Below are 26,167 nucleotides of genomic sequence, written 5' to 3'. Positions count from 1 at the left end.
AAAAAATCGATAACTAAATTATCGGGTTTTTGTGTTTCTCAAAGCTTAGGTATTAACCGTTAGCTTTTTTCTCACCTTGTGCTTCGCTAACTACTTAAGAGTGCGAAGTAGTAACTTTTCAATTCATTATAAACATCATAAATTTTAGGCAAAAAAAAACCGATGAATATATCATCGGGTTTTTGTGTTTCTCAAAGCTTAGGTATTAACCGTTAGCTTTTTTCTCACCTTGTGCTTCGCTAACTACTTAAGAGTGCGAAGCAGTAACTTTTCAATTCATTATAAACATCATAAATTTTAGGCAAAAAAAACCCGATAACTAAATTATCGGGTTTTTGTGTTTCTCAAAGCTTAGGTATTAACCGTTAGCTTTTTTCTCACGTTGTGCTTCGATTACTGCTTCTGCAACAGAGTTCGGGCAAGGAGAGTAGTGAGAGAACAGCATAGAGAACTGACCACGGCCAGATGTCATAGTACGTAGTGTACTGATGTAACCAAACATTTCTGATAGAGGTACGTCAGCTTTAATACGAACACCAGATACACCAGCGTTTTGGTCTTTGATCATACCGCGACGACGGTTAAGGTCACCGATTACATCACCAACGTGATCATCAGGCGTAAACACGTCAACAGCCATGATAGGCTCGATCAATTGAGGGCCCGCTTTAGGCATAGACTGACGGAAAGCGCCTTTAGCAGCGATTTCGAAAGCTACAGCAGAGGAGTCAACTGCGTGGAAACCACCGTCGAACAGTTCAACTTCAACGTCAAGAACAGGGAAGCCCGCTAAGGTACCTTCGCCCATCATAGACTTAAAGCCTTTCTCTACAGCTGGGAAGAATTCTTTTGGTACGTTACCACCAACAACAGAAGAGCTGAATGTGAAACCAGTACCCACTTCACCAGGCTTGATGCGATAGTCGATCTTACCGAACTGACCAGAACCACCAGACTGTTTCTTGTGAGTGTAGCTATCTTCAATTGATTGAGTGATAGTTTCACGGTAAGCAACCTGAGGTTGACCAACAACTAGGTCTACACCATAGGTACGCATTAGGATATCAACTTTGATATCTAGGTGAAGCTCACCCATACCACGTAGGATTGTCTCACCAGTTTCTTGGTCAGTTTCAACGCGGAATGTTGGATCTTCTGCAACCATTTTACCAATCGCAATACCCATCTTCTCGTTACCACCTTTATCTTTAGGTGTAACAGAGATAGAGATTACTGGCTCAGGGAATACCATGGCTTCAAGTGTACATTCGTGCTTAGGATCACAAAGAGTGTGACCTGTTTGAACGTTTTTCATACCAACGATAGCGATGATGTCACCCGCTTGCGCTGTGCTGATCTCGTTACGATCATCAGCTTGCATCTCAACCATACGGCCGATACGTTCAGTTTTACCAGTGAAAGAGTTAAGAACTGTATCACCTTTATTAAGTACACCAGAGTATACACGTACGAAGGTTAGGGCGCCGAAACGGTCATCCATGATTTTGAATGCCAATGCACGGAAAGGTTCGTCAGCAGATACAATTGCTTTCTCGCCGTTTGCATTACCTTCTTCGTCAGTAAGGTCTTGAGGCTCAACTTCAGTTGGGCTTGGTAGGTAATCAACAACCGCATCAAGAAGAATCTGCATACCTTTGTTCTTGAACGCAGAACCACAGTATGTAGGGAAGAAAGCAAGGTCACGTGTACCAGTACGGATACAACGTTTGATGTCTTCCATTGAAGGCTCTTCACCCTCCATGTATGCCATCATTAGGTCGTCGTCTTGCTCTACCGCAGTTTCGATCAACTGTTCACGGTAAGCTTCAACATCATCAACCATGTCAGCTGGAACATCTTCGATTGAGTAGTTTTCTGGTTGTCCAGTTTCGTCCCAAACGTAAGCTTTACGAGTTAGAAGGTCAACAACACCAGTGAACTGATCTTCAGTACCGATAGGCAATACCATGATTAGTGGTGTTGCACCTAGTACGTTACGTACTTGGTCAGTAACGCGGTAGAAGTCAGCACCCAAACGGTCAAGTTTGTTTACGAAGATGATACGAGCAACTTCTGAATCGTTAGCATAGCGCCAGTTAGTTTCAGACTGAGGCTCAACACCACCAGAACCACAGAATACACCGATGCCGCCATCAAGCACTTTAAGAGAACGATATACTTCTACTGTGAAGTCAACGTGTCCAGGTGTGTCGATAACGTTGAAACGGTGGTTTTTCCAGAAACAGCTTACTGCTGCAGACTGGATGGTAATACCACGTTCAGCTTCTTGAGTCATGAAGTCAGTTGTAGATTCGCCTTCATGTACTTCACCGATTTTGTGGATCATACCGGTAAGTTTAAGAATACGTTCTGTTGTAGTTGTTTTACCCGCGTCAACGTGAGCAAAAATACCAATGTTTCTGTAGTGCGATAAGTCAGCCATTACATTACTCTAATATATAAGGTTTGGACGAAAAATTTTCGCGCAAGTATACAGGATAACAGGAGCCTATTTGAAGGGGATTTAAGCAGTTAATTTTGTATTAATAAGTCAAAATTAAATAAATCACTTAAAGTTTTGGCTTTAGCCCCTATGAATAGGGGCTTTTGATAAATTCTTGTTAGTTTGTATTGGTTGAAAAAAAGACAATTTAGTCACATTTATTCGGTTTGTTTTTAGCCTCAATCCACTGTGACATGTATTGAGTGCTCTTCAAACTATGGTGTCTTACCATTAATCCCATGAAATTCTGTTGACGATTTTCACTTTGAGCGGCTTTTGCATCGTTTAGGCGAGCAATAAACTTTTTGTGCCATTCATCTTTGTGGTAATAGGTTGTGAGTATTGCTAAACCTTTTTGCTGACTTAACTGCCAGGCAGACTTATCTTGATATAAGGAGATAGCGGCGTTAACAAAGTCATCGTTAGAATCACAAATTTCACCATTCCAAGCTAGCTCACCATGCATTGATTCTGCGCCGACAGGTGTTGTTATACTTCCTGTACCATTTAGCATTGCTTCAACCAACTTTCCTTTAATGCCTGCCCCGAAGCGAATAGGTGCTAAGCAGATTCGTGATTGCTGCATGACTTGGTTCGCATCCCTTGCCCAGCCCTTAATCAGAAAGCCTTGTTTTTCATTATGCAATTGGGTTGCTTTAGGTGGTGGATAAGCGCCATAAATGTGCATTTGAGCTTGGGGCAATGCTTGTCTGATTTTTGGCCAGATTTCAGTTTTGAGTTGTAAGACTGCATCCCAGTTTGGTTCATGGCGAAAGTTGCCGATACTGATAAAATGCTGTCTTTGTTCGAAACTAGGCAGTGTGTTTAAGTCAGACTGAGTAATTGACGGCAGCATAAAAGGAAGATGCATTAGCTGGTATTGTGGGATATTAAATTTATCTTGTAGCAAGGTGTATTCATAGGCAGAAATCATGAGTGTTAAATCGCTACGTAATATAGCCGCAATTTCCCTTAACCCTAAGTCGGTGTGCATATTTTTGAGCTCAAAGTCTTTATTTGACTTCACCGCTTTGTGCCTAGCATGACGTAAGCTATGTAAATCTTCAGTATTAAGGACTCTTAATGCATCGGGACAATGCTTTTCAATGCGCCAAGCAAACTGCTCTTCCATCATAAATCGATCGAAGATGACAACATCTGGATTAAGCTCAATGACATAATCATCAAAGCTTGAATGATTAAGCGTAATTTGTGTTGTCTTTATACCTAATGCATCTAGGTTAACCATATGTTCGGTTTTCTGGGCTGGGGTAGCAAAGCTGATAGTGAAATGTTCGGCCTGCAGACTGTTTATTAGCTGCATCATACGTGACCCAGCTGCGGATGAGTTCGGCTCAGGCCAGACATAGCCTATGATTAAAATGTGCACGTTAATCTCTTAAATAAAATCAATGAAAGGGGATTAACGGCTATGGTAAATCTTTGAACCGAGACAATATAGTGAAAAGTGTTTTATCTCAGTAAGCTTGCTTTGCTAAGTGTTGCTCTTCTACTACCGCTATTTAAAGTCAAAAATAATCAGCAAAGAAGAGTTTAGGAAACGAAGTTACCATTTAAAGCTAGGGGATTTAGGTTTGATGGCTAAAAAAGAGGTATCAAAATAATATTCGCTGGGGTTATCTTCTTTTATTAAAACAGTGACTTGGATATCTTCTAGCATGTCGCTTGGGTCAAATAATAAATAGTCGCTTTTAAAAATATGTAAAGCACTGTGATCGGGTGCCAGCCACTCAGTACAGATACGGTAAGGTTTTAGGCCCTTTGCTTCTAATTCAGGGTCAAGCTCAACATTTCTCACCACTGTTTTTATCTCAACACCATTGTGACGTAGGTAGCGTATTTTATGTTGCTGTTTAAAGTCTTTAAGGTGAATAGCAATAAAGGCCAAAATAAGTAAGCAGCCTAAATTCGCCCAAATGCTGACTTTAGACGCAAGACTGGGGGTCGGTTTTATAATCGCTTTACTTGGCATTGAAGTGCTGTAAATTAAGGCGATTTTTTCGCCAACCTGATAATAGTTTGAGTCTTGATGAATTTGGAGTCGAAACTCAATAAGCTGATTAGTGAGCGTTTTAAAGTTAACGAATAAGCTTGTTTTTCCCGTTTGATTAAAACCAGAATCATCAAAATTAATGATTTTCATCACAGTGCCTGTTGTTTCTAAGCTGTCTTGGAAGGGGTGTTGGCTTTGATAATAAAAGATACTGGCAATAAAGAGTAAAAAAAGGCCAAGAGTGAGTAAAATATATTTGATACGTTCTAATGTGTGCATAGTGACTTCCCTTTATTTTAACGCACTGCAAATCCTTTACAGTCAGGTGATAAAAATGAGAGTTTCCAGCTTAAATAGTTGATCTAAATCATCTAGTTGAACTAGGTTTTGATGGGCAGAATAAGGTATGAGGACGCAGTCTGACCAGAAACCTTTTTTTGCTTTTTGTTGCTGCTTTGTAACAAGGCTGAGAAAGCTTTTATCTTCTTTTATCTTGTCGTGAATGGCGCATTTAAACGAATAAATTGTTTGAAGCAAAACAGGCTAAAAGGAAGAGGAAATAACGCTAACGAGTTATTTCCTAGTATTTAGTCGCTTGATTGCTTTTTAAGGACATAGTTTTGAAGGTAATGAATTAAAGGGGAATGGTCTAAAGCATAAGTTCTAATTCACTAGCTTTATAACTCACACAAAGACCATTTTAAACAAAGGCTATTTCTCAACGAAGGCTCTTTCAATAACATAATCACCCGCTTCACCAATACGAGGTGAAATATTAAAACCTCTCTCATCAAGTAACTCACGACATTCTGCGAGCATCGCCTGGTTACCACATATCATAACTCTGTCTGTTGCAGGGTTCATGGGGGGGAGGTCTAAATCATGGCAAAGCTTGTCATTTCGAATGAGTTCGGTCACTCTGCCTTGATGCTTGTAATTCTCTCTCGTAACAGTTGGGTAGTAGCTCAGCTTATCTTTAATCTCTTCACCTAGGTATTCATGATTAGGCAGTTCAGTTTCAATAAAGTCTTGATAAGCTAAATCAGCAATATGTCTTGTGCCATGAACTAAAATAACCCTTTCAAAGCGCTCATAAACATCTGGGTCTTGTATGACACTCATAAATGCCGCTAAACCAGTCCCTGTGGCAAGTAGAAAAAGGTTTTTCCCAGGAAGAAGGTCGTCAACAATCAGGCTGCCTGTTGCCTTGCCTCCTAAAATGATATTTTCGCCTACTTGGATGTTTTGTAGTAGAGAGGTAAGAGCGCCATCTGCGACTTTAATGCTAAAGAATTCAAGTTCATCGGCATAGTTTGGGCTGGCGATGCTATAGGCTCTTAATAAAGGTTTTGCGTTAACTTCAAGCCCTATCATCACAAACTGACCATTCTTAAATCTAAAACCCGGGTCCCGTGTGGTTTTGAAGCTGAATAAGCCATCGTTCCAATGATGGACTTGGGTGACTTGTGCTGTGCTTAAACTTGCCATAATTGGCTCCATATAATGATCTAATAACAAGACTATAAGGTGTGAGAAAGATAAAAACCTATGGATTGTGATGATTATCTATATAGGTATTGGTTATATTTTTGATATTATTGTTTTGTTTTTGTTATATTTAAATTCACTATCAATATAGCCAAAACCTAAGACCTTAAAGGTAAAATCCATTTAAATGAGAATGTATCCTATCACAAGTATTAATGACACCTTTTGTAATATAATGGAGAACTAAACCAAATTTACTTAATCCAATAAACGTTAGGTAAATAATTATTTAAGTGAGAAAGAAAGATGACTAAGCCCCTAAACCCTTTAAATGCAGCTGAGCAGCAGGTAATTATTCATAAAGGTACAGAGCGTCCTTTTACTGGAGAGTACACAGATACCACAGCAGAAGGTGTTTATCTTTGCCGCCAGTGCGATGCGCCTCTGTTTTATTCTGAGCACAAGTTTTTATCCCATTGTGGCTGGCCAAGTTTTGATGATGAGATTGAAGGTGCAATTAAACAGCTACCTGATGCTGATGGCAGACGCATAGAAATTGTATGCGCTAGTTGCGATGGACATCTCGGTCATGTCTTTGAAGGAGAAGGCTTAACAGCGAAAAACTTAAGACACTGTGTGAATTCAATTTCAATGAAATTAGTCACTCTTGAAGCGGCTAAATAGTCAGGCAAGTTCACTAACTTTGAGTCTAATAACATTGTCTAGAAAGCCAGCTGATCTCTTTTACCGTTTCGCGAAGTCGCCTTCTCAGTCTGTCTCTGATGAGCCGGAGATTAATTTTGTCGTGATACGAAAGCAATTTAACTTTCGCTCAATTCAAATAGGCAACTGGGTAACTCAAGCGGAGCAAAAAAAAGCGGCCTACTCTTTTTATGCTGCTCTCAACACGCTCATGCGAATATTGCAGGCGCCTGAAAGTCTGATTTCGCTTAGAGGGAGTTTGTCTTTACAGTATGGTAAGGGAGGCCGACCGGGTGTTGCCGCACATTATTCGCCAAGGGAGCGATGTTTTGCTTTAGCCAAAAACGCAGGTCCAGGCAGTATCGCCCATGAATGGTTTCATGCCTTGGATCATTACTTAGGTTCACAGGCGTTTTTATCTCTTCCCAAATTTGATTCATCTTTAAATTATCAAAGTGGCTGTCTGTTTGCATCTAAGGCTTGGCTTCTAGATGCGGCAATACGTCAACATCCGCTTAATGATTTGTTATCAAATTGTTTTAAAGCCATTTTACTCGATGAGAGTGGCCAAGCAGCAAGCCAGCTTGTTCAAAACGCCAACCTTATTGATAAAAAACTTAATCAACTTTATTACAGCTTGCCAGAAGAGCTATGTGCACGCGCTTTCGAAGCGTATGTTGAAGATGCGGGAATCACAGATGCAAGTCTGGCCAACTCATTTTTGGTAAAAGGCAGTCTATATTCCAAAGAAGCAGAATTAGGCCTCTATCCTAAAGGTGAGCAAAGGCAAAATATTAATCTTGCCTTTAATGAGTACTTTAAAATGTTAGGTGCCTACCTCAATAGCGGCTTGTGACCCTAAAGAGGTTTAATTTCAGTGAGTAACCATTGATAGAAGTGTTGTACTTGTTCGTTTTGTTGGCGGTAACTAGGGGCTAAAAAGTAGAAACCAAAGCTACTTTGATAGCGCATATTCAAGACATTAACTAACTCCCCACGCTTGATAAATTCAGACGCTAAGAAGTCTGGTACAAGGGCTATCCCTTGTTTTTGTTTCGCCGCCTCTAAAGACATAAAGAAATGTTCGAAACCATGATGGTAGTTTGGTATTTGCGCCTGTTTTTTTTCGGCTAACGTGCTGCTTAGAAATTGTGACCAGAGTTGTGGCCTTGTAGTGTGCATGAGAAGAGGATGGTTAAGAATATCCTCAGCTTGAGATATTGGAGCCTGAGCCAGAAGATCGGGGTGAATCACAGGGATTAGCACTTCTTCTGCTAACAGTGTTGAGTTTTCATGGCTTAAAGAAAGCGGTAAGCAACGAATCGCAATATCTGCACTGGCTTGATGAAATTGAAACGCACCATCACCTGATACCATAGTCAATCTTAAGTTTGGTAAAGCATCTGTAAGACGTTCTAAGCGTGGAATAAGCCAAAGGTGACTTAATGACGGGGTGATATTTAACGTTAAACTATGATTATTCATTTCTAATTGTTGCAAGTTTGCAGTAGAACTCTGAATTTGCTCTAACGCTGCCATGATGGTCGGTAGATATTGTTTGCCTGCTTTGGTTAAAGCAAGGCCTGTCGTTGTGCGATCAAATAAGGCTAACTGAAGGTGCTCCTCTAAGGATTTTATTTGTTTGCTAATTGCTCCTTGGGTAACACAAAGCTCAACCGCCGCTTTTGAAAAGCTTAATTTGCGTGCGGCCACTTCAAACGCTTTTAATGCATTTAGAGGGGGGAGTTTATTGGGCACAGCTGACCTCATTACTTTTTCTCATAGGGTCTGAGAATATATCGTTTGTGGGTGAGGGTAAAGACATCATAAATTTAGTTTCTTCTTGATAATGATGTGAACCTAAAACTGTAATGAACCATATTTTTCAACGCCACTGCCATGCCAATTTACCTGTCGCCGCTCGCGGTGAAGGTGTTTATATTTTTGATCAAATGGGTAAGTCCTATTTAGATGCGAGTGGCGGTGCTGCTGTATCTTGTTTAGGCCATAGCCACCCTGCAATAAAAGCGGCTTTACATGAACAAATTGATCAATTGGCCTATGCCCATACTGGTTTTTTTACCACTGAAGCTGCACAAAACTTAGCCGATAAATTAGTTGCAGCAGCCCCTGGCTCCCTTGAGCATGTGTACTTTGTCTCTGGTGGCTCAGAAGCCGTTGAGTCAGCCCTAAAATTAGCTCGTCAATATTTTGTTGAAAAAGGTGAGAAGCAAAGATCTCGCTTTATTTCGCGAAAACAAAGTTATCACGGTAATACCTTAGGCGCGCTTTCTGTTGGGGGGAACGCCTTACGACGTGAGCCTTTTTCTCCTTTACTTATGCCTGTTGGGCATATTTCTGCTTGTTTTGCATACCATGGTCAAAGTGCGACTGAAACCGCCTTCGAATATGGGCAACGCATGGCAAACGAACTTGAAGAGCGCTTGTTAGAGGTTGGTCCAGAAACGGTAATTGCCTTTATTGCGGAACCTGTTGTGGGTGCAACCGCGGGGGCTGTCGTAGCCGAAGAAGGTTACTTCAAGCGTATTCGTGAAATATGCGATAAATATGGCGTACTTCTTATTCTTGATGAGGTCATGTGTGGTATGGGTCGTACAGGTACCTTATTCGCCCATGAGCAAGAAGATATTGAAGCTGACATGGTGACCATAGCGAAAGGTCTAGGGGCGGGTTATCAGCCAATTGGCGCTATGATCGCATCTTCAGAAATACATAATACGATTGCCAATGGTTCTGGATTTTTTCAGCATGGCCATACCTATATGGGCCATGCAACGGCTGTCGCGGGCTCATTGGCAGTATTGAATACGATTGAGCAGGATAATTTACTTCCTCGGGTGAAAGCGGCGGGCAACTTATTACAGACCAAGCTTGAAAGTCGTTTTGATAATCATCCTTTTGTCGCAGATGTGAGAGGCCGTGGTCTGTTTCGTGCGATTGAAATCATGGCAGACAAAGAAAAGAAAATCCCTTTTGCAAGTCATACTAAATTGCATGCCAAAATTAAAGCCCAAGCAATGGAGCTTGGTCTTATGTGTTACCCCATGCCTGGCACCATTGATGGTAAAGAGGGGCATCATGTTTTATTAGCGCCGCCTTTTATTATTGCTGATGAGCAACTTGATGAGTTAACCGACAAGCTGTATTTTAGTATCGATGCTGTGACTCAAAAACATTATAAGGAAGTAGTGTAATGCAGGTGCAAAACAAGCTTAATCAAGATAACTGTATTGTGATCGTGGCGCCCAATGGTGCTCGTAAAAGTAAACTAGATCATCCTTCTCTTCCAATTACGCCCGATGAACTTGCTGATGATGTTGCTCAATGTGTGGCAGCTGGCGCCAGTATGGTCCACCTTCATGCTCGTACAAAAACGGGCCGCCATTCCCTTGAAATAGAGGATAACCTAGCCGTTATTAAGGCGGTTAAAGAAAAACTGGGTGATCAAGTGATGATCCAGTTAACCACGGAAGCGGTTGGTATTTATCAACCTGAGCAACAAATGGCATTGATTCGTACAATCAAACCAGAAGCGGCGTCTTTCGCTTTATCTGAGTTGATTCCTGATAGTTCTCATGAAAAGACCGCCAGTGAGTTTTTTTATTGGGTTGCCCAAGAGGGAATTGTTGCCCAGTACATCGTTTATAGTGCAGAACAACTTGCCTATTATTTAGATCTTAGAAAGCGAAATCTTTTGCCTAAATCAAAACATCATTTATTACTGGTTTTGGGCCGCTATCACAAACAACAAGAATCAGAACCATCCGATTTAGAACCTTTTATTCATCTGATAGAACAATTAGATAAAATTCGCTGGGCAGTTTGCGCTTTTGGCAAAAAGGAACAAGACTGTTTAGAGGCCGCAGCAAAATTAGGCGGAGATATTCGGATAGGGTTTGAAAATAATCTATTTTCTCAAACAGGGGAGTTAGCAAAAAATAATGCGGCTCAAGTTGAAGAAATGGTAGCGCGTTTGACACAGATTAAATGCGTCGCAATGAAAACTGATACCTTAAGGAATCAGTTTTAGTACACCTAAATTGAAATCGGTGTTTTGCCCTTGTTGGTTAAAAAGACAAGGAAAAACTATCACTTATCAAATAAAAGCAATTAATAAAAGCTAAGGGGTCGTCAATGAAATACATTAAATCCACACTTATCGGTGCAGGTATTGCAGCATGTTTTGGTGGAGCGTCTGTTACTGCTCAAGCGCAGGAATTTATCACCATAGGTACAGGTGGTGTAACAGGTGTTTATTATCCAACGGGTGGTTCAATTTGCCGTTTGGTGAATAAAGCACGTAAAGAGCATGGCATACGTTGTAGTGTTGAGAGTACGGGTGGTTCTGTATATAACATTAACACTATTCGTGAAGGCGAATTGGATATGGGTGTGGCTCAATCTGATTGGCAATATCATGCTTACAATGGCACCAGTAAATTTAGCAAAAATGGCAAATTTGAAGATTTAAGAGCGGTTTTCTCTGTTCACCCAGAACCTTTCACCTTGGTTGCACGTGCTGACTCCGGCATTAAGACCTTTGAAGACTTAAAAGGTAAGCGTGTCAATGTGGGTAATGCGGGTTCTGGTCAACGCGGTACCATGGAAGTTGTAATGAATAAATACGGCTGGGATATGGATGACTTTGCTTTAGCTTCCGAGTTAAAAGCAGCAGAGCAGTCTAAAGCTTTATGTGATAACAAAATTGATGCCATGGTTTATGTGGTAGGTCACCCAAGTGGTTCGATTAAAGAAGCAACAACCTCTTGTGATAGTGTGATCGTTGAGGTGTCAGGCACTAAGATTAATCAATTGGTCGCCGATAATTCTTTTTACCGTACAGCAACGATTCCAGGTGGCATGTACTCAGGTAATGCAAACGACATAGGCACCTTTGGTGTTGGTGCTACTTTTGTTACTTCAGCAAAAGTTGCTGATAACCTAGTTTATAACGTTGTTAAAGCTGTGTTCGAAAACTTTGAAACCTTCAAAAAACTTCATCCAGCGTTTGCAAATCTGAAAAAAGAAGAAATGATCAAAGATGGTTTGTCAGCACCACTACACCCAGGTGCGGTTAAATACTATAAAGAAGCGGGTTTGATGTAAGTCGACAAGTTGATTTAATTGTCACTTCAACAGGGGCTTAGGCCCCTGTATTTTTTCGTTTTCGGCATAGGAATTAATCTATGAACCCCAAACATTTATCTGACTCAAATAATGAGCAAGGCAATGCGGCTGATGAGTTTTTAAGCTCAGAAACGGGTAGTCGCCAATTTAACGGAAATATGGCTAAGCTTGTTGTCGGTACCTTGATTGCCTGGGCAAGCTTTCAAATATGGTATGCTTCTCCGCTTCCTTTTATCTTCAATTTTGCTACCTTTAATGAAGACCAAGCTAAGTATATCCATTTGTCTTTTGCGATTTTTCTCGCTTTCTTTTTATTTCCTGCAACAAAAAGTTCCAGTAAGTCCTCGGCATCTTTACTTGATATTTTACTGGCGCTAGCTGCCTCAAGTGCGTGTTTATATTTATTAGTTTTTCGCAATGATCTTGCCTCTCGTATGGGAGCGCCAACTGTTACTGATATTATTGTGGCTGTTGTGGGTATGCTCGCGTTACTTGAAGCCACACGACGAACGCTAGGGCCGCCATTAGTAATCGTAGCAGTGGTGTTTTTGACCTTTACTTTTGCGGGTCAATATATGCCAGATGTGATTGCCCACAAAGGGGCAAGCCTGAAGAAAGTTGCATCTCATCAATGGCTAACAACGGAAGGGGTTTTTGGAGTTGCAATTGGTGTTTCCACTACCTTTGTATTTTTGTTTGTCTTATTGGGATCATTGCTTGATAAAGCCGGGGCAGGTAATTACCTGATAAAAGTCTCTTTCTCTTTGTTAGGGCATATGCGTGGCGGACCCGCTAAAGCGGCGGTTGTGGCATCTGGTTTGAGTGGCATTATTTCCGGTTCTTCTATTGCGAATGTGGTTACCACAGGTACCTTTACCATTCCTTTGATGAAGCGTGTTGGTTTTCCTGGTACCAAAGCGGGTGCAATAGAAGTTGCGGCTTCAACGAATGGTCAGCTAACACCGCCTATCATGGGTGCAGCAGCCTTTTTAATGGTCGAATACGTCGGGATTCCCTATATAGAAGTTATTAAGCATGCAATTTTACCTTCTATTATTTCTTATATTGCCTTGGTCTATATTGTTCACCTTGAAGCCTTAAAGCTAAATATGAAGGGGATTGAGAAGCTCAATAAACCCACACTTGCAATGCGAATGTTGTCTTGGATGAGCACATCCGTAATCTTGTTGGTGTTAGGGCTTGTCGTTTATTACGGCTCAACCCTGCTGGAAATGACGCTGGGTGATGCGGCTTATTTGGTTATGTTGCTAGCTATCGTGGCTGCTTATTTTGCTTTGGTAAAACTCTCAGCGGCTTATCCTGATTTGGCAGAAGACGAAACCAGTATCGAGTTAGATCACTTACCTGAACCTAAACCAACGGTTTATTCGGGCCTTTATTTCTCTCTACCAATTGTTGTTCTTTTGTGGGCATTAGCCGTTAAACAATATTCGCCGCAACAATCTGCATTTTATGCGGTGGTGTTTTTAATTGCTGTGGTGCTGACTCACAGACCAATAAAAGCTTGGTTTCGAAACGAAACCAATTGGGCTGGGCAGTTTAAAGTATGCTGGAATGAATTTATTGATGGCATGATCACCAGTGCGAGAAATATGGTCGGTATTGGTATTGCGACAGCGGCGGCTGGGATTATTGTCGGAACAGTAACATTAACAGGTTTAGGTCAGATGATGACTGAATTTGTTGAGTTTATTTCCGGTGGCAATCTTATTCTGATTCTTATTTTTACCGCGATTATTTGTATTGTGTTAGGCATGGGTTTACCGACAACCGCCAACTATATTGTTGTCTCTACCTTGATGGCACCTGTCATAGTGTCTTTAGGCGCTGAGAATGGCCTAGTTGTGCCTTTAATTGCGGTCCATCTCTTTGTTTTCTACTTTGGTATTTTGGCTGATGATACGCCACCGGTTGGTCTGGCTGCGTTTGCCGCTGCCGCGATCAGTGGTGATGATCCCATAAAAACGGGTATACAGGGGTTTATATATGACATACGAACGGCAATCTTACCCTTCATGTTCATTTATAACACTCAGCTTTTATTGATAGGTATCGATTCCATTCTCGATCTCATATTAACCGTTGCCAGTGCGATAGTTGCCATACTTGTCTTCTCGGCAGGAACCCAAGGTTATTGGTTGGTTAAAAGCCGACTATGGGAATCGCTAGTACTTGTTTTAATTGCCTTTAGTTTATTCCGTCCAGGTTTCTGGTGGGATATGGTTTATGAGCCAAAAACACATGTTGCACCAAGTGCATTAATTCAAGAAGTAGAAGCCCTTAACCAAGGTGATTTTATTCAACTTCAAGTAGAAGGTGTCACCATTGAAGGGGATGAGGTCAGCAAAACCGTCTCATTGCAGCTTACTCAAACCGATGGGGATGGCATGGCAAGGCTTCAATCTTTTGGTTTGAACCTGACTCAAGACGGTGAGATTTGGACAGTGGACTATGTAGACTTTGGTAGTGCTGCAGAGAAAGCCAATATTGATTTCGGTTGGCAAATTATGGGCATAGAAAAAGACTCTGATAGACCACCTAAAGAACTGGTGTTTATTCCAGCATTGTTGATCTTACTCTTGATTCGTAAGTTACAACAATTAAGGCTTGATGCTCCCGTATCTGGTCAAACTGCTTAGGAGGCATTATGTATAACACTGTGCTAGTGCCAGTTGACCTGGCAGAAAAAGGCTATACAGATAAGGTGATAGAGCATGCTTTGCATCTTCTATCACCTGGTGGCAACTTAATTCTTTTGACCGCATTAGCGGGTTATCAAATGCCTTTAGTTGGCTCTTTCTTTCAGCCGGGAACCTTTGATAAAGCAGTAAAGCAAGTACATCAGAAACTGGTTGAGTTTGTGAATGATGAGCTTCCTATTGATGCAAAAGACTGCACGATTAAAGTGGTTGAAGGTAAGCCAGTAGAGTCGATTTTGAGTGTGGCCAAAGAGAGCCAAGCACAAGTGATTGTCATGGCGAGCCATAAACAGTCTAAGGTGGGTTATATGATGATTGGCTCAATCGCGAATAAAGTATTAAGCCACTCGGACATTCCTGTCATGGTCGTGAAGGGTTAGGGTTTAAAATAATCTAAGCGTTAATAATAAGTGTTAGACAATTTAGGCCGCACATCATAGTGCGGTTTTTTTGTTTTTGCGTATTAGGGCAGAAATTAAATGATGAATTGGTGAAAATAATTTGCTTATTAGATACAGTTTCTTAAATACAGTGAATTCAAATTTACGTATCCTAACTGCCTGATAATAATGAGATAAAGGATTAGCTATGTCAGATATAAAGCAGATACTAAACTTCATGGTTGAAGTAGAAAAACTCAAATCAGTCTTACGTAAAACAAAACCTGTTGGACACACTCGTTATGAAAACTCCGCCGAGCATAGCTGGCATGTGAGTCTTATGGCGCTTTTACTGAAAGATCATGCTGATGACGAGATAGATATTAATCGGGTAATTAAGATGCTTCTCATCCATGATTTAGGTGAAATAGAGGCTGGAGATACCATTATTTACGCCTCAGAAACAACTGAGTTAAAGCAGCAAGAGAGTCAAGGCATACAGAAACTTTTTGCGCTTTTGCCTGAAGAGATGCAAGTTGAATTCAATAGCTTATGGTTAGAGTTTGAAACGGGCGTAACGAATGATGCTAAGTTTGCTAAAGCCATTGATAGGGTGCCTCCGCTTTTACATAATATTCATGGAGAAGGGCATAGCTGGAAGCTGCATAATATCCCTAAAGAAAAAGTATTCTCATTAAATAAAGAGCGTATTCAAGGTGCCAGCCATACATTATGGGAAGCAGTAGAGATTGAGCTTGATAAAGCGGTTGAAGTTGGCCTGCTAAGCTAACTGAGAGTGCTAAGCATTTAATTCAGTTTAAACTTCGTGCTAATGACCTGTTTCATTATAGGTCTAAATATGGGTCTGCTTAAAATGACTAAAGCAATTCAGCTAAGACAAGTCTGTATTCAAGATGCAAAAAAGCTTTTAGCTTGGCGTAATGATGAGCTCACAAGGCTATCAAGTCATAATCAAAATGTGGTTGATATGACAGAGCATCAAGCTTGGTTAGAGAAATCTCTAAAAAACGTAAACCGCAAACTGCTTATTGCCGTTTATCAAGGAGATGATATTGGCTCATTGCGCGCAGACTATGATAATGAAAAACAGGCCTGGCAGCTTTCTTGGACTTTGGCACCAGACTTTAGAGGTCAGGGGCTGGCTAAGGAAATGGTGCGTCTTTTTGCGAAAAATATACAGGATGCGGTTTGGGCTGAGGTGAAAGAAACTAATCTAGCTTCAGTACGTGTCGCTGAATATGCAGGGTTAGATTTTAGTCATGCAAAAGATAACATTCTGTATTTTTCTCGTTCTTAATTCCCGTTAACGAATAAGTTAGAAAAGACGTAATTTAACGTAATATCTCATTATATCTTGCTTCTATAAACTCGATTAACTTGATCCCCTTTCAAGTGGGCCTAAAAGCCGCCAAAGCAAGGATGCTACATGGCTTTAACTGTCATAAAATTGATATAAATCCGATATAAAAACCTTAAATTTGCAATATTAAGCTCAATAAATGGCACTTTTGGTCGATGACATTTATAGGGTGATATTTAATCTAAATGTCATTAAATCTCTCAATAATTGAGTCGAACAATAACCGATGACTTTAACGGATTTAAAGGTGGAATGTATGCAATCGGAAAAATTGAGTTTAGCTCTAGATAAGGACCTAGTAGTAAATCAGAGCCTTGAAAAGCTCGAAGGTAAGGATGAAACCAAACCCTTAGAGAAAGAGAAGCAAACTAAAAAATCTCGTAAAAGTACCAAGGTAAAAGTTGCAAAACGCCTTTGTATTTTTGAATAATAATGCTTTATAACATTGCACGATTATTCACTTGAATGGCAAATAGTGATTGAACTAATCCATTTGCCATTCAAGAATTTTTATTCTTCTTATTAAACTTCATACAAACTCTACTTTTAAAGAGTATTCTTGCCTCATCAAGTTTATTAATCTGTATTTGGACTCTTCATGCTAATTTTACTTTTTCCTATATGGGCCTTATTGCTAAGTGCTTATGCTTACTTTCAGCCGAGCTTTTTTGTAGATTTTAAAAGCTACATCATTCCTTTGCTAATCGTTATTATGCTTTCAATGGGCCTGACATTAACAGCAAAGGATTTTAAGCAAGTCCTGTCGAGCAAACGGGCTGTGATAGTCGGCGTACTCTTACAGTTTATGGTCATGCCAATAGCTGCCTTGCTTGTTAGTAAGGCCTTTGGGTTTGAGAATGAATTAACGATAGGCATGCTTCTAGTGGGCAGTGTGGCTGGTGGTACAGCGTCAAATGTTATGTGCTATCTAGCAAAAGGGGATACTGCTTTATCTATTTCAATGACAAGTATCTCAACTTTAATCGGTGTGGTATTAACCCCACTTTTGGTTGCGCTTATGGTCGGAAAGGGAGTCGATATTCCGGTTCAAGCAATGCTTGAAAGCTTAGTCAAAATTGTACTTTTACCCGTCACAGTCGGCGTATTATTGAATACTTTCTTTGCCAAAAAAGTGGAAAAAATTCAGTTCTTATTACCTTATGTTTCTATGTTTACCATCGTCTTTATTATCGCCATAGTGGTTGCATTAAGCGCTGGGAAACTGGCTGAAATAGGTTACTTGATTGTTTTAGCTGTGATGATTCATAACAGCATAGGTTTAATCTTAGGGTATAGCGTAACCCGCTTATTAGGGTTTGATGAAAGAGTTTGTCGAACGATTGCGTTTGAAGTCGGGTTACAGAACTCAGGGTTAGCTGCCGCTTTAGCGATTAAATTCTTTACACCTGTTGCTGCATTGCCGGGCAGCATATTCAGCATTTGGCATAATGTATCGGGCTCGCTATTAGCGAGTTATTGGAGCAAGCAAAAAAGTTAGATAAAAAGGCCTGCTAACATTAAGTTGCAGGCCTCGTTTTAGTGCTTATAGACTCTCTATTTCAATTAGTAGTTTGCGTGCATCCCTATTACCATTTTCTTTGGCTTGGTTTAACCACATAATTGCTTTGTCAGAGTTCTGTGTCGTTCCCTGACCAAGGTAATAAAGTTTACCTAACTGGTATTCCGCAAAACCATCAGTCCCGTTTGCGGCCTTTAAATACCACTTAAGAGCAAGAGCAAAGTTTTTATCTGTGCCTTGTGCTAATCGATAGGCTTCGGCTAGGTATAAATAGGCATCTTCATAATCTTGTTCTGCGACTTTCTTGTACCAATAAAAGGCTTGAGCTAAATCTTTTTCTGTTCCATTGCCATAGTGGTAATTTTTGGCTGTGATAAAACCTGATTTTAAATGGCCTTGTTTTGCTGCTTTCTTATACCAAAATGCAGATTTTAAATCGTCACGCTTTATTCCTTCACTATATTGATAGCTTTCGCCAAGTCTATATTGTGCTTCTCTGCTACCTTTATTCGCGGCTTTTTGGAACCAATAAAAAGCTTGTGAATAGTCTTTAGCATGCACATCACCATAATAATAGTACTTACCTAGATATAGCTCGGCTTGGCGGTTATTTTGAGCTGCTGCTAGCCTAAACCAATAAAGCGCTCTTTCTTTGTTCTCTTTTACGCCTTTTCCCCAGTATAAATAAAATCCAACACTTGACTGTGCTTTAGCTAACTCTAAATTTGCAGACTTTTTGAACCAATTAAATGCTAACGTTTTATTTGTGCTGAAACCACCATTGACGTAGCAGTTTCCAGTAGAATACATGGCTTGGCTTTGTACTTCTTTAGAATAGAAATTGTCACTTTCAGCCGCTTTTTTAAAAAGCTTACAGGCTTCATACCTACTTTGAATTGTGATTTCTATCTCATTTTTGCATTGAGCTCTCATATATGTAGCTTCGGGAGTATTTTTTAAGCTATTACTATTGGCTTTATTACAAATTTCTTTTTTTATCAGTAACCGCTTTTTGTCCGTTAAGCCCTTATTATTTGATGCTTGGGCTACAAGAGATTCAATTGACTTTAATGCTTTATAAACTTTTTTGTCGCTCTTTGCTTTGTTGACATAGATATCATTTATTGAATTCGTTGCGCAGCCAGCAAGCATTAAAGATAATATTGCAGCGCAATAACTAAGTTTCATAATTTATCCTTTGTTTTTGGAAATGTATTCTTTTCTAGTTTTTGTAGAAATACGAGTGATTTTAGGTTTCCATTATCCGCTGATAGCTGAAGCCACTTTTTAGCTTCTTGTTTGTCTTCTTCTACACCTTTGCCTAAGTAATAAGCATTTCCTAGGTGATAATAGGCGTCTACAAATTCATCTATCGCAGCTCTTTCAAACCAATAAAAAGCATGTTCAAAATCTTGCTCTAAGACATTTCCATTTTGATAGGCTTTACCCATTTCAAATTCAGCTTCATCATTGCCTTGATCCGCGGCTTTTTTATACCAATAAATGGATTTCTTTAAATCATATAGCGCTATTTCATCATTTGAGTAAATTTTGGCAAGAGCAAGTTGGGCGTCTTCATCACTTGTCGCCGCGTAGCTTTCCAAGGTATTTAATGCTAATGCTGGGCTTTCTTTTACATAACCTGCTTTACCTGACTCAATTTCTTCAAGATACTCTAATGCTAGGTCATCTCCTTGTTGAGCTGCTTTTTTAAACCAAAAGAGTGCAAGTTCAATACTTTCTTGCCCATGTAAATTATGTTTAAAGCATCCTGCATAGTCCCTTTGCGAGCTGGCAAGGCCAAAATTAGCGGCTTGTTTGTATAGGTCACAGGCTTTGATATTATCTGCTTCCCTGCCTTCACCAAAATAAAAACAATTGCCATAGCTGTGTATCGATTCTGGGTCTTGTTTAAACGCTAAGGATTCATAAATGTCACAGGCTTTTTTCTGATTTTTCTTTCTGTCAAAACCGTAAAAATAGTCGTTGGCTATGAGATATTGTTTGCGGATTTGTTTTTCTACTTGGCTAACAGGCTTAAGTGAATCCTTATACCTGTTAACATATTTATTGTTAAGCGAATTTGATTGGCATGCGACTAGAGTCATGCCAGTCAATAGCAATATGAGAGGTTTAAACATATTCTTCCCTGTTTAAGAGCTGTAAAATTAATCTGTTCTTAAAAGGGTAACTTATTGTTTGTATTAAAATAAATAAGAAATGAATATATTTTAAATTTTATTCAAAAAGTTAGAGAGTTAGCTCTGCCTCACCTATATCTTGGAAGGAAACGTTAACCTTATCCCCTGCGTTTGCACTAGGGTAGCCACTCCATGTTCCTGTGGTCACCCAGCTGCCTTTAAGAATGTCATAACCGCGTAAATTCGCTTCTTTGATAAAGTCGAAGATCAAACTGACGGGATCACCTTGCGGGTGAGTGCCTGTATCAAGCACAATCTCGTTATCGTTAATGCTAAGCACAAAACCTTGTTGGCTAAAGTTGAGAGGATTATGAGCATCAAAGGGAACCTCTGTTCCTAAAATAAGTGCCCCATTCATTTGATTATCAGCAAGGTGTAAGTTTTCTGCTGCTGTTTGCCAATCTAAAAGGCGGCTGTCCAGTACTTCGATGGCAACACACATCTGATCTAGGCTATTTAAAACGGACTCTTCAGTGACACTGCTTGCCTGATCAGGCAAAGCAAGAAAATCTTGGTTAACTCGAAAAGCTAACTCTGCTTCCACATGAAGCGCATTAAATCTTTTACCTGAAAAGTTTGCTGGGCTTTGCTGGCATAAATGATTGGCAATAGGGGCACAAAAACTTCTTTGGTTAGAAAGTAACCCCGTTTTCCAAAATTTAGGCTTGGTATCTAACTTTTTAACGGTCAGTTGTTGTACTTGATAGGCCTGATCAAGTGTTAAGTCACTAGCTTCTAGCGTGATACTTGTCTGTGTTTGATAAGCCTGAAAAAGGCTTTCAGCGAGTTTTAAACACTTGATATCTGATGCTGTATTGTTAGATGTTGTCATGATTGATTTCTCTCTTGTTGGCGCTGCTTCAATAAATTATCAAGCCAATTTGGGTCCATTTGTGGCACGCTGGATAACAGTTTTTTAGTGTATTCGTGATAAGGAGGGGCAAATAAAACATCTGTTTTTTCTTGCTCGACGACCTTACCTTGGAGCATAACAACAACTTCGTCAGCAATTGCCTTGACGGTAGATAGGTCATGGGTAATGAAGAGGTAAGTGATATTTAAGCTTTTTTGAAGTCGATCTAGTAGGTTTAAAATACCCTCTGATACCACCTGATCTAAAGCAGAAGTGACTTCATCGCAAATAATAAATTCAGGTTCTGCCGCTAGCGCTCGAGCAATCGAAACACGTTGTTTCTGCCCACCCGATAACTCTCCTGGTAAACGAGAAATATACTTATCTGGATCAAGGTCAACTTGGGCTAATAAGGCCTTAATTCTCGCCTGTTTCTTTTCACCTTTAAGGCCAAGATAAAAGTCTAATGGCCGACCGATAATTTGCCCTATGGTTTGTTTCGGGTTTAACGCCGTGTCCGCCATTTGATAAATCATTTGAACATGGCGTAAGGTCTCTTTATCTCGCTTTTTATAGTTTAAAGGGAGAGCTTTATTGTTAAATAAAATCTCACCTTCACCGGCAGCTAATAAACCCGTTAGCACTCTTGCTGTGGTGGACTTTCCAGAGCCTGATTCACCGACAACAGCGAGTGTTTGACCTCTTTTTACATTGATGTTGATGTTATGTAAGACGTTTTGCGTGCCGTTGCCATAGCTGGCACTGATATTTTTAAGTTGTAGAATATAATCGTCTTCTACGCTTTGCTGTTTGGCTTCACGATTGATGTTTCTAACTGCCCACAACGACTTGGTATAGTCTTCTTTTGGGGCACTCAACATGGTTTTTGTATCAGCAATTTCGACCGTGTTGCCATCTTTTAATACTTGAATTCTATCGGCCATTTGCGCCACTACCGCTAAATCATGGGTGATATAAATGGCGGCGGTTTTATATTCTCTTACTATGTCTCTAATCGCCGATAACACTTCAATTTGAGTGGTGACATCAAGCGCCGTGGTTGGCTCGTCAAATATAATCAGGTCAGGCTTGCATGACATGGCCATCGCTGTCATGGCTCTTTGAAGCTGACCACCAGAAATTTGGTGCGGATAGCGAAAACCAATTAAATCTGGAGTGGGTAAGTTAAGCTTTTTATAAAGCTCTATTGCTTCTTTCTCTGCACTTTCACTGCTCATCAAACCATGCTTAATTGGCGCTTCGCAATATTGTTTGATAAGGCTGCTAGCAGGATTAAATGATGCTGCGGCAGATTGGGCAACATAGGCAATTCGCGCGCCTCTTAAGCTTTGCTTCTGTTTTTCACTGGCTTGCATTAAATCAATGCCATCAAACTTAATTTCACCCTCTGTGAGTTTACAACCATTTCTAGCAAAGCCCATGGCGGCAAGTCCGATACTGGATTTACCTGCACCAGATTCACCAATTAAACCCAGTATTTCACCTGCTTTTAAATCTAAATCGACACCATGGACAATTTCACCCCAACCAGAGTCGAGTAAGGCTGAAATTTTTAATCCACGGATAGTGAGCAGAGAGTCAGCTTGCGTGTCTTGTTTAACGGTTTCGCTTGTTAGATTTTCTTCACATATTGTCATCTCATCTCTCCTTAATTATTCGTCTTTTAGGCCGCTGGCATTATGAAGTTTCCAATCCACAACAAAGTTGATGGCAATGGTAAGTAATGCAATTGCGCTGGCTGGAATTAAGGGGGTGATGTCGCCAAAGGTAATCAAGGTGGCATTATCTCGTACCATTGAGCCCCAATCGGCAAGCGGAGGTTGGGTGCCAAGGCCAAGGAAGGAAAGGGCAGAAATAAAGAGAAATACAAAGCAAAATCTCAGGCCAAACTCGGCAATTAAAGGTGAGCTGATATTCGGTAGGACTTCATATCGAATAATCCACCATAGGCCTTCACCACGATATCTTGCGGCTTCAACATAATCCATCACTACGACTGTTTGAGCGACAGAGCGTGCTAAACGGAACACTCGGGTGGAGTCTAAGGTGGCAATCACTAGAATCAATGAGCTGGTGGAGGTTCCAACAATAGTCAATATAAGGAGTGCAAAAATAAGGGAAGGAATGGCCATCAGCACATCCACAGTGCGCGATAATAATTGGTCAACAATACCGCCCATGACAGCAGCGACTATGCCAAGCAAGCCACCTACGAGAAACGCCAGAATAGTGGTCGCAAGGGCGATACCCACTGTATTACGAGCCCCATAAATAATGCGGCTAAACATGTCTCTACCTAGGCTATCTGTGCCTAAAAGGTAAGTGCTGCTCCAAGGTTCGAAAGCGCTGCCTAAAATTTCAGTTTCACCATAGGGTGCAATCCAAGGGGCAAATACCATGGCAATCAGGTAAATACAAATAATGAGAATACCGAACTGAGCACTTAAAGGTGCTGTACGTAAGGAGGATAAAAAGGTAAACATACAAGGCTCCTAACGAGGGTTTAACAAGCGTGGATTACTTAAAATCGATAAAATATCGGCAATTAAGTTAAGTAAAATAAAGGTGCCAGCAAAAATAAGGCTTGCTGCTTGAACGACGGTAATGTCGCGTTTAGAAACAGAGTCCACTAATAATTGACCTAGACCTGGATAAACAAACACCACTTCAACCACCACAACACCTACCACCAAGTAAGCCAGATTAAGCGCGATAACGTTAATAATGGGGGCTAGGGCATTCGGCAATGCATGAAAAACAATGACTCTTGCTGGAGACATGCCTTTCATTCGCGCCATTTCCACATAAGGGCTTGCTAGCACATTGATAATGGATGCTCTTGTCATTCTCATCATGTGCACCACAACCACGAGCGTCAGGGTGATTGCTGGCAATATGGTGCGATACAGCTGCTCAGATAAAGGCATGCTGTCTGAAATATTGGCTAATGAAGGAAAAAAGCTGTTATTGACGCTTAAAAAGAGGATGAGGATATAAGCGACGAAAAACTCAGGAAATGAAATTGACGATAAGGTTGTGATATTCGCAATGCGATCAAACCAAGAGTTGCGATAAAGGGCGGCTAAAATACCCAGAGTCAATGCCAAAGGTACGGCAATAATAGCTGCGTATGCAGCCACAAATAAGGTGTTTGAAAAGCGGTCAGATAATAAATCTGATATCGCTCGACCATTGGCAAGCGAATGCCCAAAGTCACCTTGAATCATATTTGTTAACCAAGACACATAGCGGCTAATAGCGGGTTTATCTAGCCCTAGTTCATGACGAAAAGCAGCAATGGTTTCAGGTGTTGCTGTTTGGCCAAGTACTTCTTGCGCTAGATCACCTGGAAGAATTTCGACCGCAGAAAATATGATTAATGACACGACAAACAAGGTAATTACACCTAGACTTAGTCGCTTTAATGTCATGAGAAGAATGCTGTTCATAGTGTGCTCTTTCCATCTCTTAAAATTGCTTTAATTGCCTATTCCGTTACAAACTCATGGTATAGGTATGAAAAAAGAGGCCTGAAAAAAACTGCCAATCAGGCCCGGAGTAAGAGACGTTTAAATAGGGAGTTAACATGTGCCAAATGATGTGATCATTCGACACACAGGGAGTATTAGGTTTTAAGAAATCCACCAGCGTTCCATGAACCTCAGGCCATCAAGGTTCCAGTTAGAGGCGGTTTGTCCATGCTGTACCTTGTCATTCATTGCTAACACATAGTTACCAAACATGGGGATAATAGTACTGCCTTCATCATGAACAAGGCGCTGCATGTCAAAGTACATTTCGCGGCGTCTTTCTTGGTTAAGCTCAGAGCGAGCGGCAACTAATAGTTGATTGAATTTCTCGTGAGACCAACGAGATTCGTTCCAGCTCACTCCGTCAGCGTAAGCTGTAGTAAACATCCAATCGGCTGTTGGGCGACCACCCCAGTAACTTGCACAGAAAGGTTTTTTCAACCAAACGTTAGACCAGTAACCATCGTTAGGTTCTCGGACGACCTCGATGTTAATACCTGCTTTAGCACTGGTCTCTGAGAATAAAACACCCCCATTAACCGTGTCATTACCCCAAGCACTTTCAGCTAGATTAAGTTGAATATCGAGTTTTTTAAGCCCTGCTTTTTTAAGATAAAAGCGTGATTTGTCTGCGTCGTATTCTCTTTGTTTTAGTTCGTTGTTGAAAAACCGCATAGAAGGGGCAATCGGGTGATCATTACCCACAGTACCATAGCCTTTTAATATCTTATCAACCATTTCTTGACGGTCGATTGCATACTTAAGTGCTTGTCTTACATTATTATCTTTGTAAGGTGCAACATCTGAAAGCATGGGCAGGGTGTAATGTTTGGTGCCTGTAGTTTGTTCAACTCTCAAGCCTTTACGGCGCTTTAATAGGTGTAAGGTTTTCAGGTCTGGACGGTCAATGAGATCAACTTCACCTGTTGTAAGCGCATTTAATCTCGCAGCAGGGTCTGAAATTAAGATGATTTCAATTTCATCTAGGTGAGCTCTATCTTCTTTCCAGTAGTTTTCATTTCTTTGATAAAGGGCGCGAACACCGGGTTCAAACTGCTTTACTTTATAAGCTCCCGTACCATTCATACTGGTGAAATCAATACTCTCTCCCTTGGCTGGGTGTATGACTAAATTGTATTGGCTGAAGATGAAAGGGAAGTCGGCATTACCGCCAGCAAGTTCTATTGTTATTGTGTATTTATCTAGGGCCTTAATGCTAGTGATGTCGGCTAAAAGGGGTTTGGCGCTGGATTTAGATTGTTCGCCTCTGTGATGGTTGATTGAGGCAATGACGTCATTTGCATCAAGTTCTTTGCCATCATGAAAAGAGACACCTTGGCGTAATTCAAAGATCCACATTTTTGCGTCAGGTGTGGCATCCCACTTTAATGCAAGCTCGGGAATCAAAGAGCCATCTGGGGCAATTTCGGTCAAATTATTAAACACACCATAAGCATAAGTGAACATGAAATCATTATTAAAGGTCGCCGGATCAGTTGAATCCGAAGTCGCTCCCTGAGTGAATCCCACTCTTAATGTGCCACCTTTTTTTGCTGGCATAGCCATCAGGTTAGTCGACATCATTGAGCTGGCACCTATGGCTGCCCCAGTTGCTAAAGAGCCAGATAAAAAACGGCGTCTATCAATCGGTTTGTTTAAGGTGTTGGCATGATTTAGAGTTTTAGTTTTATTCATGTTTTGAAGCCT

Annotated in this window: 23 protein-coding genes; 11 read left to right on the top strand and 12 right to left on the bottom strand. The window is 40.6% G+C overall.

Going from position 1 to position 26,167, the window contains the following annotated elements; genetic code table 11:
• Positions 1–358 precede the first annotated feature (358 nt).
• From fusA to MED121_RS02080, 4 genes are all read right to left on the bottom strand, one after another.
• On the bottom strand, positions 359–2,443 hold the full coding sequence (gene fusA, locus MED121_RS02100; RefSeq protein WP_009831937.1) for an elongation factor G: 2,085 nt from the start codon (positions 2,441–2,443) through the stop codon (positions 359–361).
• 208 nt (positions 2,444–2,651) lie between these two features.
• A complete protein-coding gene (locus tag MED121_RS02095) occupies positions 2,652–3,893 on the bottom strand; it encodes a glycosyltransferase (RefSeq protein ID WP_009831936.1) in 1,242 nt (413 codons plus the stop codon).
• Between the two features lie 177 nt (positions 3,894–4,070).
• Complete coding sequence (locus MED121_RS23525; RefSeq protein ID WP_009831935.1) at positions 4,071–4,796, bottom strand: DUF3592 domain-containing protein; 726 nt, start codon at positions 4,794–4,796, stop codon at positions 4,071–4,073.
• Positions 4,797–5,228: 432 nt separating this feature from the next.
• Entirely contained in the window at positions 5,229–6,005 is a 777-nt protein-coding gene (locus MED121_RS02080) for a ferredoxin--NADP reductase (RefSeq protein ID WP_036178531.1), read from the bottom strand.
• Positions 6,006–6,311: 306 nt separating this feature from the next.
• On the opposite strand from MED121_RS02080, the gene MED121_RS02075 reads away from it, so the two are divergent.
• Both MED121_RS02075 and MED121_RS02070 read left to right on the top strand, forming a co-directional pair.
• Positions 6,312–6,689, top strand: coding sequence for a methionine-R-sulfoxide reductase (locus MED121_RS02075; RefSeq protein WP_009831932.1), 378 nt, complete (start codon positions 6,312–6,314; stop codon positions 6,687–6,689).
• Between the two features lie 34 nt (positions 6,690–6,723).
• Positions 6,724–7,563: a CLCA_X family protein gene (locus MED121_RS02070; protein ID WP_009831931.1), complete on the top strand. Its 840-nt coding sequence runs from the start codon at positions 6,724–6,726 to the stop codon at positions 7,561–7,563.
• 2 nt (positions 7,564–7,565) lie between these two features.
• On the opposite strand, the gene MED121_RS02065 is transcribed toward MED121_RS02070, so the two are convergent.
• Positions 7,566–8,477, bottom strand: coding sequence for a LysR substrate-binding domain-containing protein (locus MED121_RS02065; protein ID WP_009831930.1), 912 nt, complete (start codon positions 8,475–8,477; stop codon positions 7,566–7,568).
• 101 nt (positions 8,478–8,578) lie between these two features.
• Between MED121_RS02065 and MED121_RS02060 the strand changes: the two genes are divergently transcribed.
• From MED121_RS02060 to MED121_RS02025, 9 genes are all read left to right on the top strand, one after another.
• Positions 8,579–9,922, top strand: a complete 1,344-nt coding sequence (locus MED121_RS02060) for an aspartate aminotransferase family protein (RefSeq protein ID WP_009831929.1) — start codon at positions 8,579–8,581, stop codon at positions 9,920–9,922.
• Complete coding sequence (locus MED121_RS02055) at positions 9,922–10,758, top strand: 3-keto-5-aminohexanoate cleavage protein (RefSeq protein WP_009831928.1); 837 nt, start codon at positions 9,922–9,924, stop codon at positions 10,756–10,758. Before MED121_RS02060 ends, MED121_RS02055 begins: the two co-directional genes overlap by 1 nt.
• A gap of 104 nt (positions 10,759–10,862) precedes the next feature.
• Positions 10,863–11,834, top strand: coding sequence for a TAXI family TRAP transporter solute-binding subunit (locus MED121_RS02050; RefSeq protein WP_009831927.1), 972 nt, complete (start codon positions 10,863–10,865; stop codon positions 11,832–11,834).
• A gap of 80 nt (positions 11,835–11,914) precedes the next feature.
• Positions 11,915–14,515, top strand: coding sequence for a TRAP transporter permease (locus tag MED121_RS02045; protein ID WP_009831926.1), 2,601 nt, complete (start codon positions 11,915–11,917; stop codon positions 14,513–14,515).
• 8 nt (positions 14,516–14,523) lie between these two features.
• On the top strand, positions 14,524–14,955 hold the full coding sequence (locus MED121_RS02040; protein ID WP_009831925.1) for a universal stress protein: 432 nt from the start codon (positions 14,524–14,526) through the stop codon (positions 14,953–14,955).
• Positions 14,956–15,163: 208 nt separating this feature from the next.
• A complete protein-coding gene (locus tag MED121_RS02035; RefSeq protein ID WP_009831924.1) occupies positions 15,164–15,745 on the top strand; it encodes an HD domain-containing protein in 582 nt (193 codons plus the stop codon).
• 84 nt (positions 15,746–15,829) lie between these two features.
• Entirely contained in the window at positions 15,830–16,273 is a 444-nt protein-coding gene (locus tag MED121_RS02030) for a GNAT family N-acetyltransferase (RefSeq protein ID WP_036179141.1), read from the top strand.
• Between the two features lie 319 nt (positions 16,274–16,592).
• A complete protein-coding gene (locus tag MED121_RS24360) occupies positions 16,593–16,766 on the top strand; it encodes a hypothetical protein (protein WP_165474603.1) in 174 nt (57 codons plus the stop codon).
• 168 nt (positions 16,767–16,934) lie between these two features.
• Complete coding sequence (locus tag MED121_RS02025) at positions 16,935–17,834, top strand: bile acid:sodium symporter family protein (protein ID WP_009831921.1); 900 nt, start codon at positions 16,935–16,937, stop codon at positions 17,832–17,834.
• Between the two features lie 45 nt (positions 17,835–17,879).
• Here MED121_RS02025 and MED121_RS02020 read toward each other — a convergent pair whose 3' ends face one another.
• The 7 genes from MED121_RS02020 to MED121_RS01990 all read right to left on the bottom strand — a co-directional run bounded on the left by MED121_RS02020 (position 17,880) and on the right by MED121_RS01990 (position 26,155).
• On the bottom strand, positions 17,880–19,043 hold the full coding sequence (locus MED121_RS02020) for a tetratricopeptide repeat protein (protein ID WP_009831920.1): 1,164 nt from the start codon (positions 19,041–19,043) through the stop codon (positions 17,880–17,882).
• Positions 19,040–19,996: a tetratricopeptide repeat protein gene (locus tag MED121_RS02015; RefSeq protein ID WP_009831919.1), complete on the bottom strand. Its 957-nt coding sequence runs from the start codon at positions 19,994–19,996 to the stop codon at positions 19,040–19,042. Before MED121_RS02015 ends, MED121_RS02020 begins: the two co-directional genes overlap by 4 nt.
• Before the next feature lie 109 nt (positions 19,997–20,105).
• Positions 20,106–20,888, bottom strand: a complete 783-nt coding sequence (locus MED121_RS02010) for a fumarylacetoacetate hydrolase family protein (RefSeq protein WP_009831918.1) — start codon at positions 20,886–20,888, stop codon at positions 20,106–20,108.
• Positions 20,885–22,567: an ABC transporter ATP-binding protein gene (locus MED121_RS02005; protein ID WP_009831917.1), complete on the bottom strand. Its 1,683-nt coding sequence runs from the start codon at positions 22,565–22,567 to the stop codon at positions 20,885–20,887. The genes MED121_RS02010 and MED121_RS02005 overlap by 4 nt, the downstream gene beginning before the upstream one ends.
• 15 nt (positions 22,568–22,582) lie before the next feature.
• Positions 22,583–23,413, bottom strand: a complete 831-nt coding sequence (locus tag MED121_RS02000; protein WP_009831916.1) for an ABC transporter permease — start codon at positions 23,411–23,413, stop codon at positions 22,583–22,585.
• Positions 23,414–23,422: 9 nt separating this feature from the next.
• Positions 23,423–24,379: an ABC transporter permease gene (locus MED121_RS01995; protein ID WP_009831915.1), complete on the bottom strand. Its 957-nt coding sequence runs from the start codon at positions 24,377–24,379 to the stop codon at positions 23,423–23,425.
• A 183-nt stretch (positions 24,380–24,562) separates the two neighbouring features.
• On the bottom strand, positions 24,563–26,155 hold the full coding sequence (locus MED121_RS01990) for an ABC transporter substrate-binding protein (RefSeq protein WP_009831914.1): 1,593 nt from the start codon (positions 26,153–26,155) through the stop codon (positions 24,563–24,565).
• Positions 26,156–26,167: the final 12 nt, after the last annotated feature.

This window comes from Marinomonas sp. MED121 (assembly GCF_000153025.1).
Taxonomy (GTDB): Bacteria; Pseudomonadota; Gammaproteobacteria; order Pseudomonadales; family Marinomonadaceae; genus Marinomonas.
The sequence above is the reverse complement of the archived record's forward strand: the minus strand, read 5'-3'. Positions and strand labels throughout refer to the sequence as shown.

Coding starts and splice junctions, on each gene's coding strand:
- MED121_RS02025 (WP_009831921.1), top strand. CDS start 16,935: ATGCTAATTTTACTTTTTCCTATATGGGCCTTATTGCTAAGTGCTTAT.
- MED121_RS24360 (WP_165474603.1), top strand. CDS start 16,593: ATGCAATCGGAAAAATTGAGTTTAGCTCTAGATAAGGACCTAGTAGTA.
- MED121_RS02010 (WP_009831918.1), bottom strand. CDS start 20,888: ATGACAACATCTAACAATACAGCATCAGATATCAAGTGTTTAAAACTC.
- MED121_RS02035 (WP_009831924.1), top strand. CDS start 15,164: ATGTCAGATATAAAGCAGATACTAAACTTCATGGTTGAAGTAGAAAAA.
- MED121_RS02005 (WP_009831917.1), bottom strand. CDS start 22,567: ATGACAATATGTGAAGAAAATCTAACAAGCGAAACCGTTAAACAAGAC.
- MED121_RS02000 (WP_009831916.1), bottom strand. CDS start 23,413: ATGTTTACCTTTTTATCCTCCTTACGTACAGCACCTTTAAGTGCTCAG.
- MED121_RS02015 (WP_009831919.1), bottom strand. CDS start 19,996: ATGTTTAAACCTCTCATATTGCTATTGACTGGCATGACTCTAGTCGCA.
- MED121_RS02065 (WP_009831930.1), bottom strand. CDS start 8,477: ATGAGGTCAGCTGTGCCCAATAAACTCCCCCCTCTAAATGCATTAAAA.
- MED121_RS02060 (WP_009831929.1), top strand. CDS start 8,579: ATGAACCATATTTTTCAACGCCACTGCCATGCCAATTTACCTGTCGCC.
- fusA (WP_009831937.1), bottom strand. CDS start 2,443: ATGGCTGACTTATCGCACTACAGAAACATTGGTATTTTTGCTCACGTT.
- MED121_RS02055 (WP_009831928.1), top strand. CDS start 9,922: ATGCAGGTGCAAAACAAGCTTAATCAAGATAACTGTATTGTGATCGTG.
- MED121_RS01990 (WP_009831914.1), bottom strand. CDS start 26,155: ATGAATAAAACTAAAACTCTAAATCATGCCAACACCTTAAACAAACCG.
- MED121_RS02020 (WP_009831920.1), bottom strand. CDS start 19,043: ATGAAACTTAGTTATTGCGCTGCAATATTATCTTTAATGCTTGCTGGC.
- MED121_RS02050 (WP_009831927.1), top strand. CDS start 10,863: ATGAAATACATTAAATCCACACTTATCGGTGCAGGTATTGCAGCATGT.
- MED121_RS23525 (WP_009831935.1), bottom strand. CDS start 4,796: ATGCACACATTAGAACGTATCAAATATATTTTACTCACTCTTGGCCTT.
- MED121_RS02080 (WP_036178531.1), bottom strand. CDS start 6,005: ATGGCAAGTTTAAGCACAGCACAAGTCACCCAAGTCCATCATTGGAAC.
- MED121_RS02040 (WP_009831925.1), top strand. CDS start 14,524: ATGTATAACACTGTGCTAGTGCCAGTTGACCTGGCAGAAAAAGGCTAT.
- MED121_RS01995 (WP_009831915.1), bottom strand. CDS start 24,379: ATGAACAGCATTCTTCTCATGACATTAAAGCGACTAAGTCTAGGTGTA.
- MED121_RS02030 (WP_036179141.1), top strand. CDS start 15,830: ATGACTAAAGCAATTCAGCTAAGACAAGTCTGTATTCAAGATGCAAAA.
- MED121_RS02045 (WP_009831926.1), top strand. CDS start 11,915: ATGAACCCCAAACATTTATCTGACTCAAATAATGAGCAAGGCAATGCG.
- MED121_RS02075 (WP_009831932.1), top strand. CDS start 6,312: ATGACTAAGCCCCTAAACCCTTTAAATGCAGCTGAGCAGCAGGTAATT.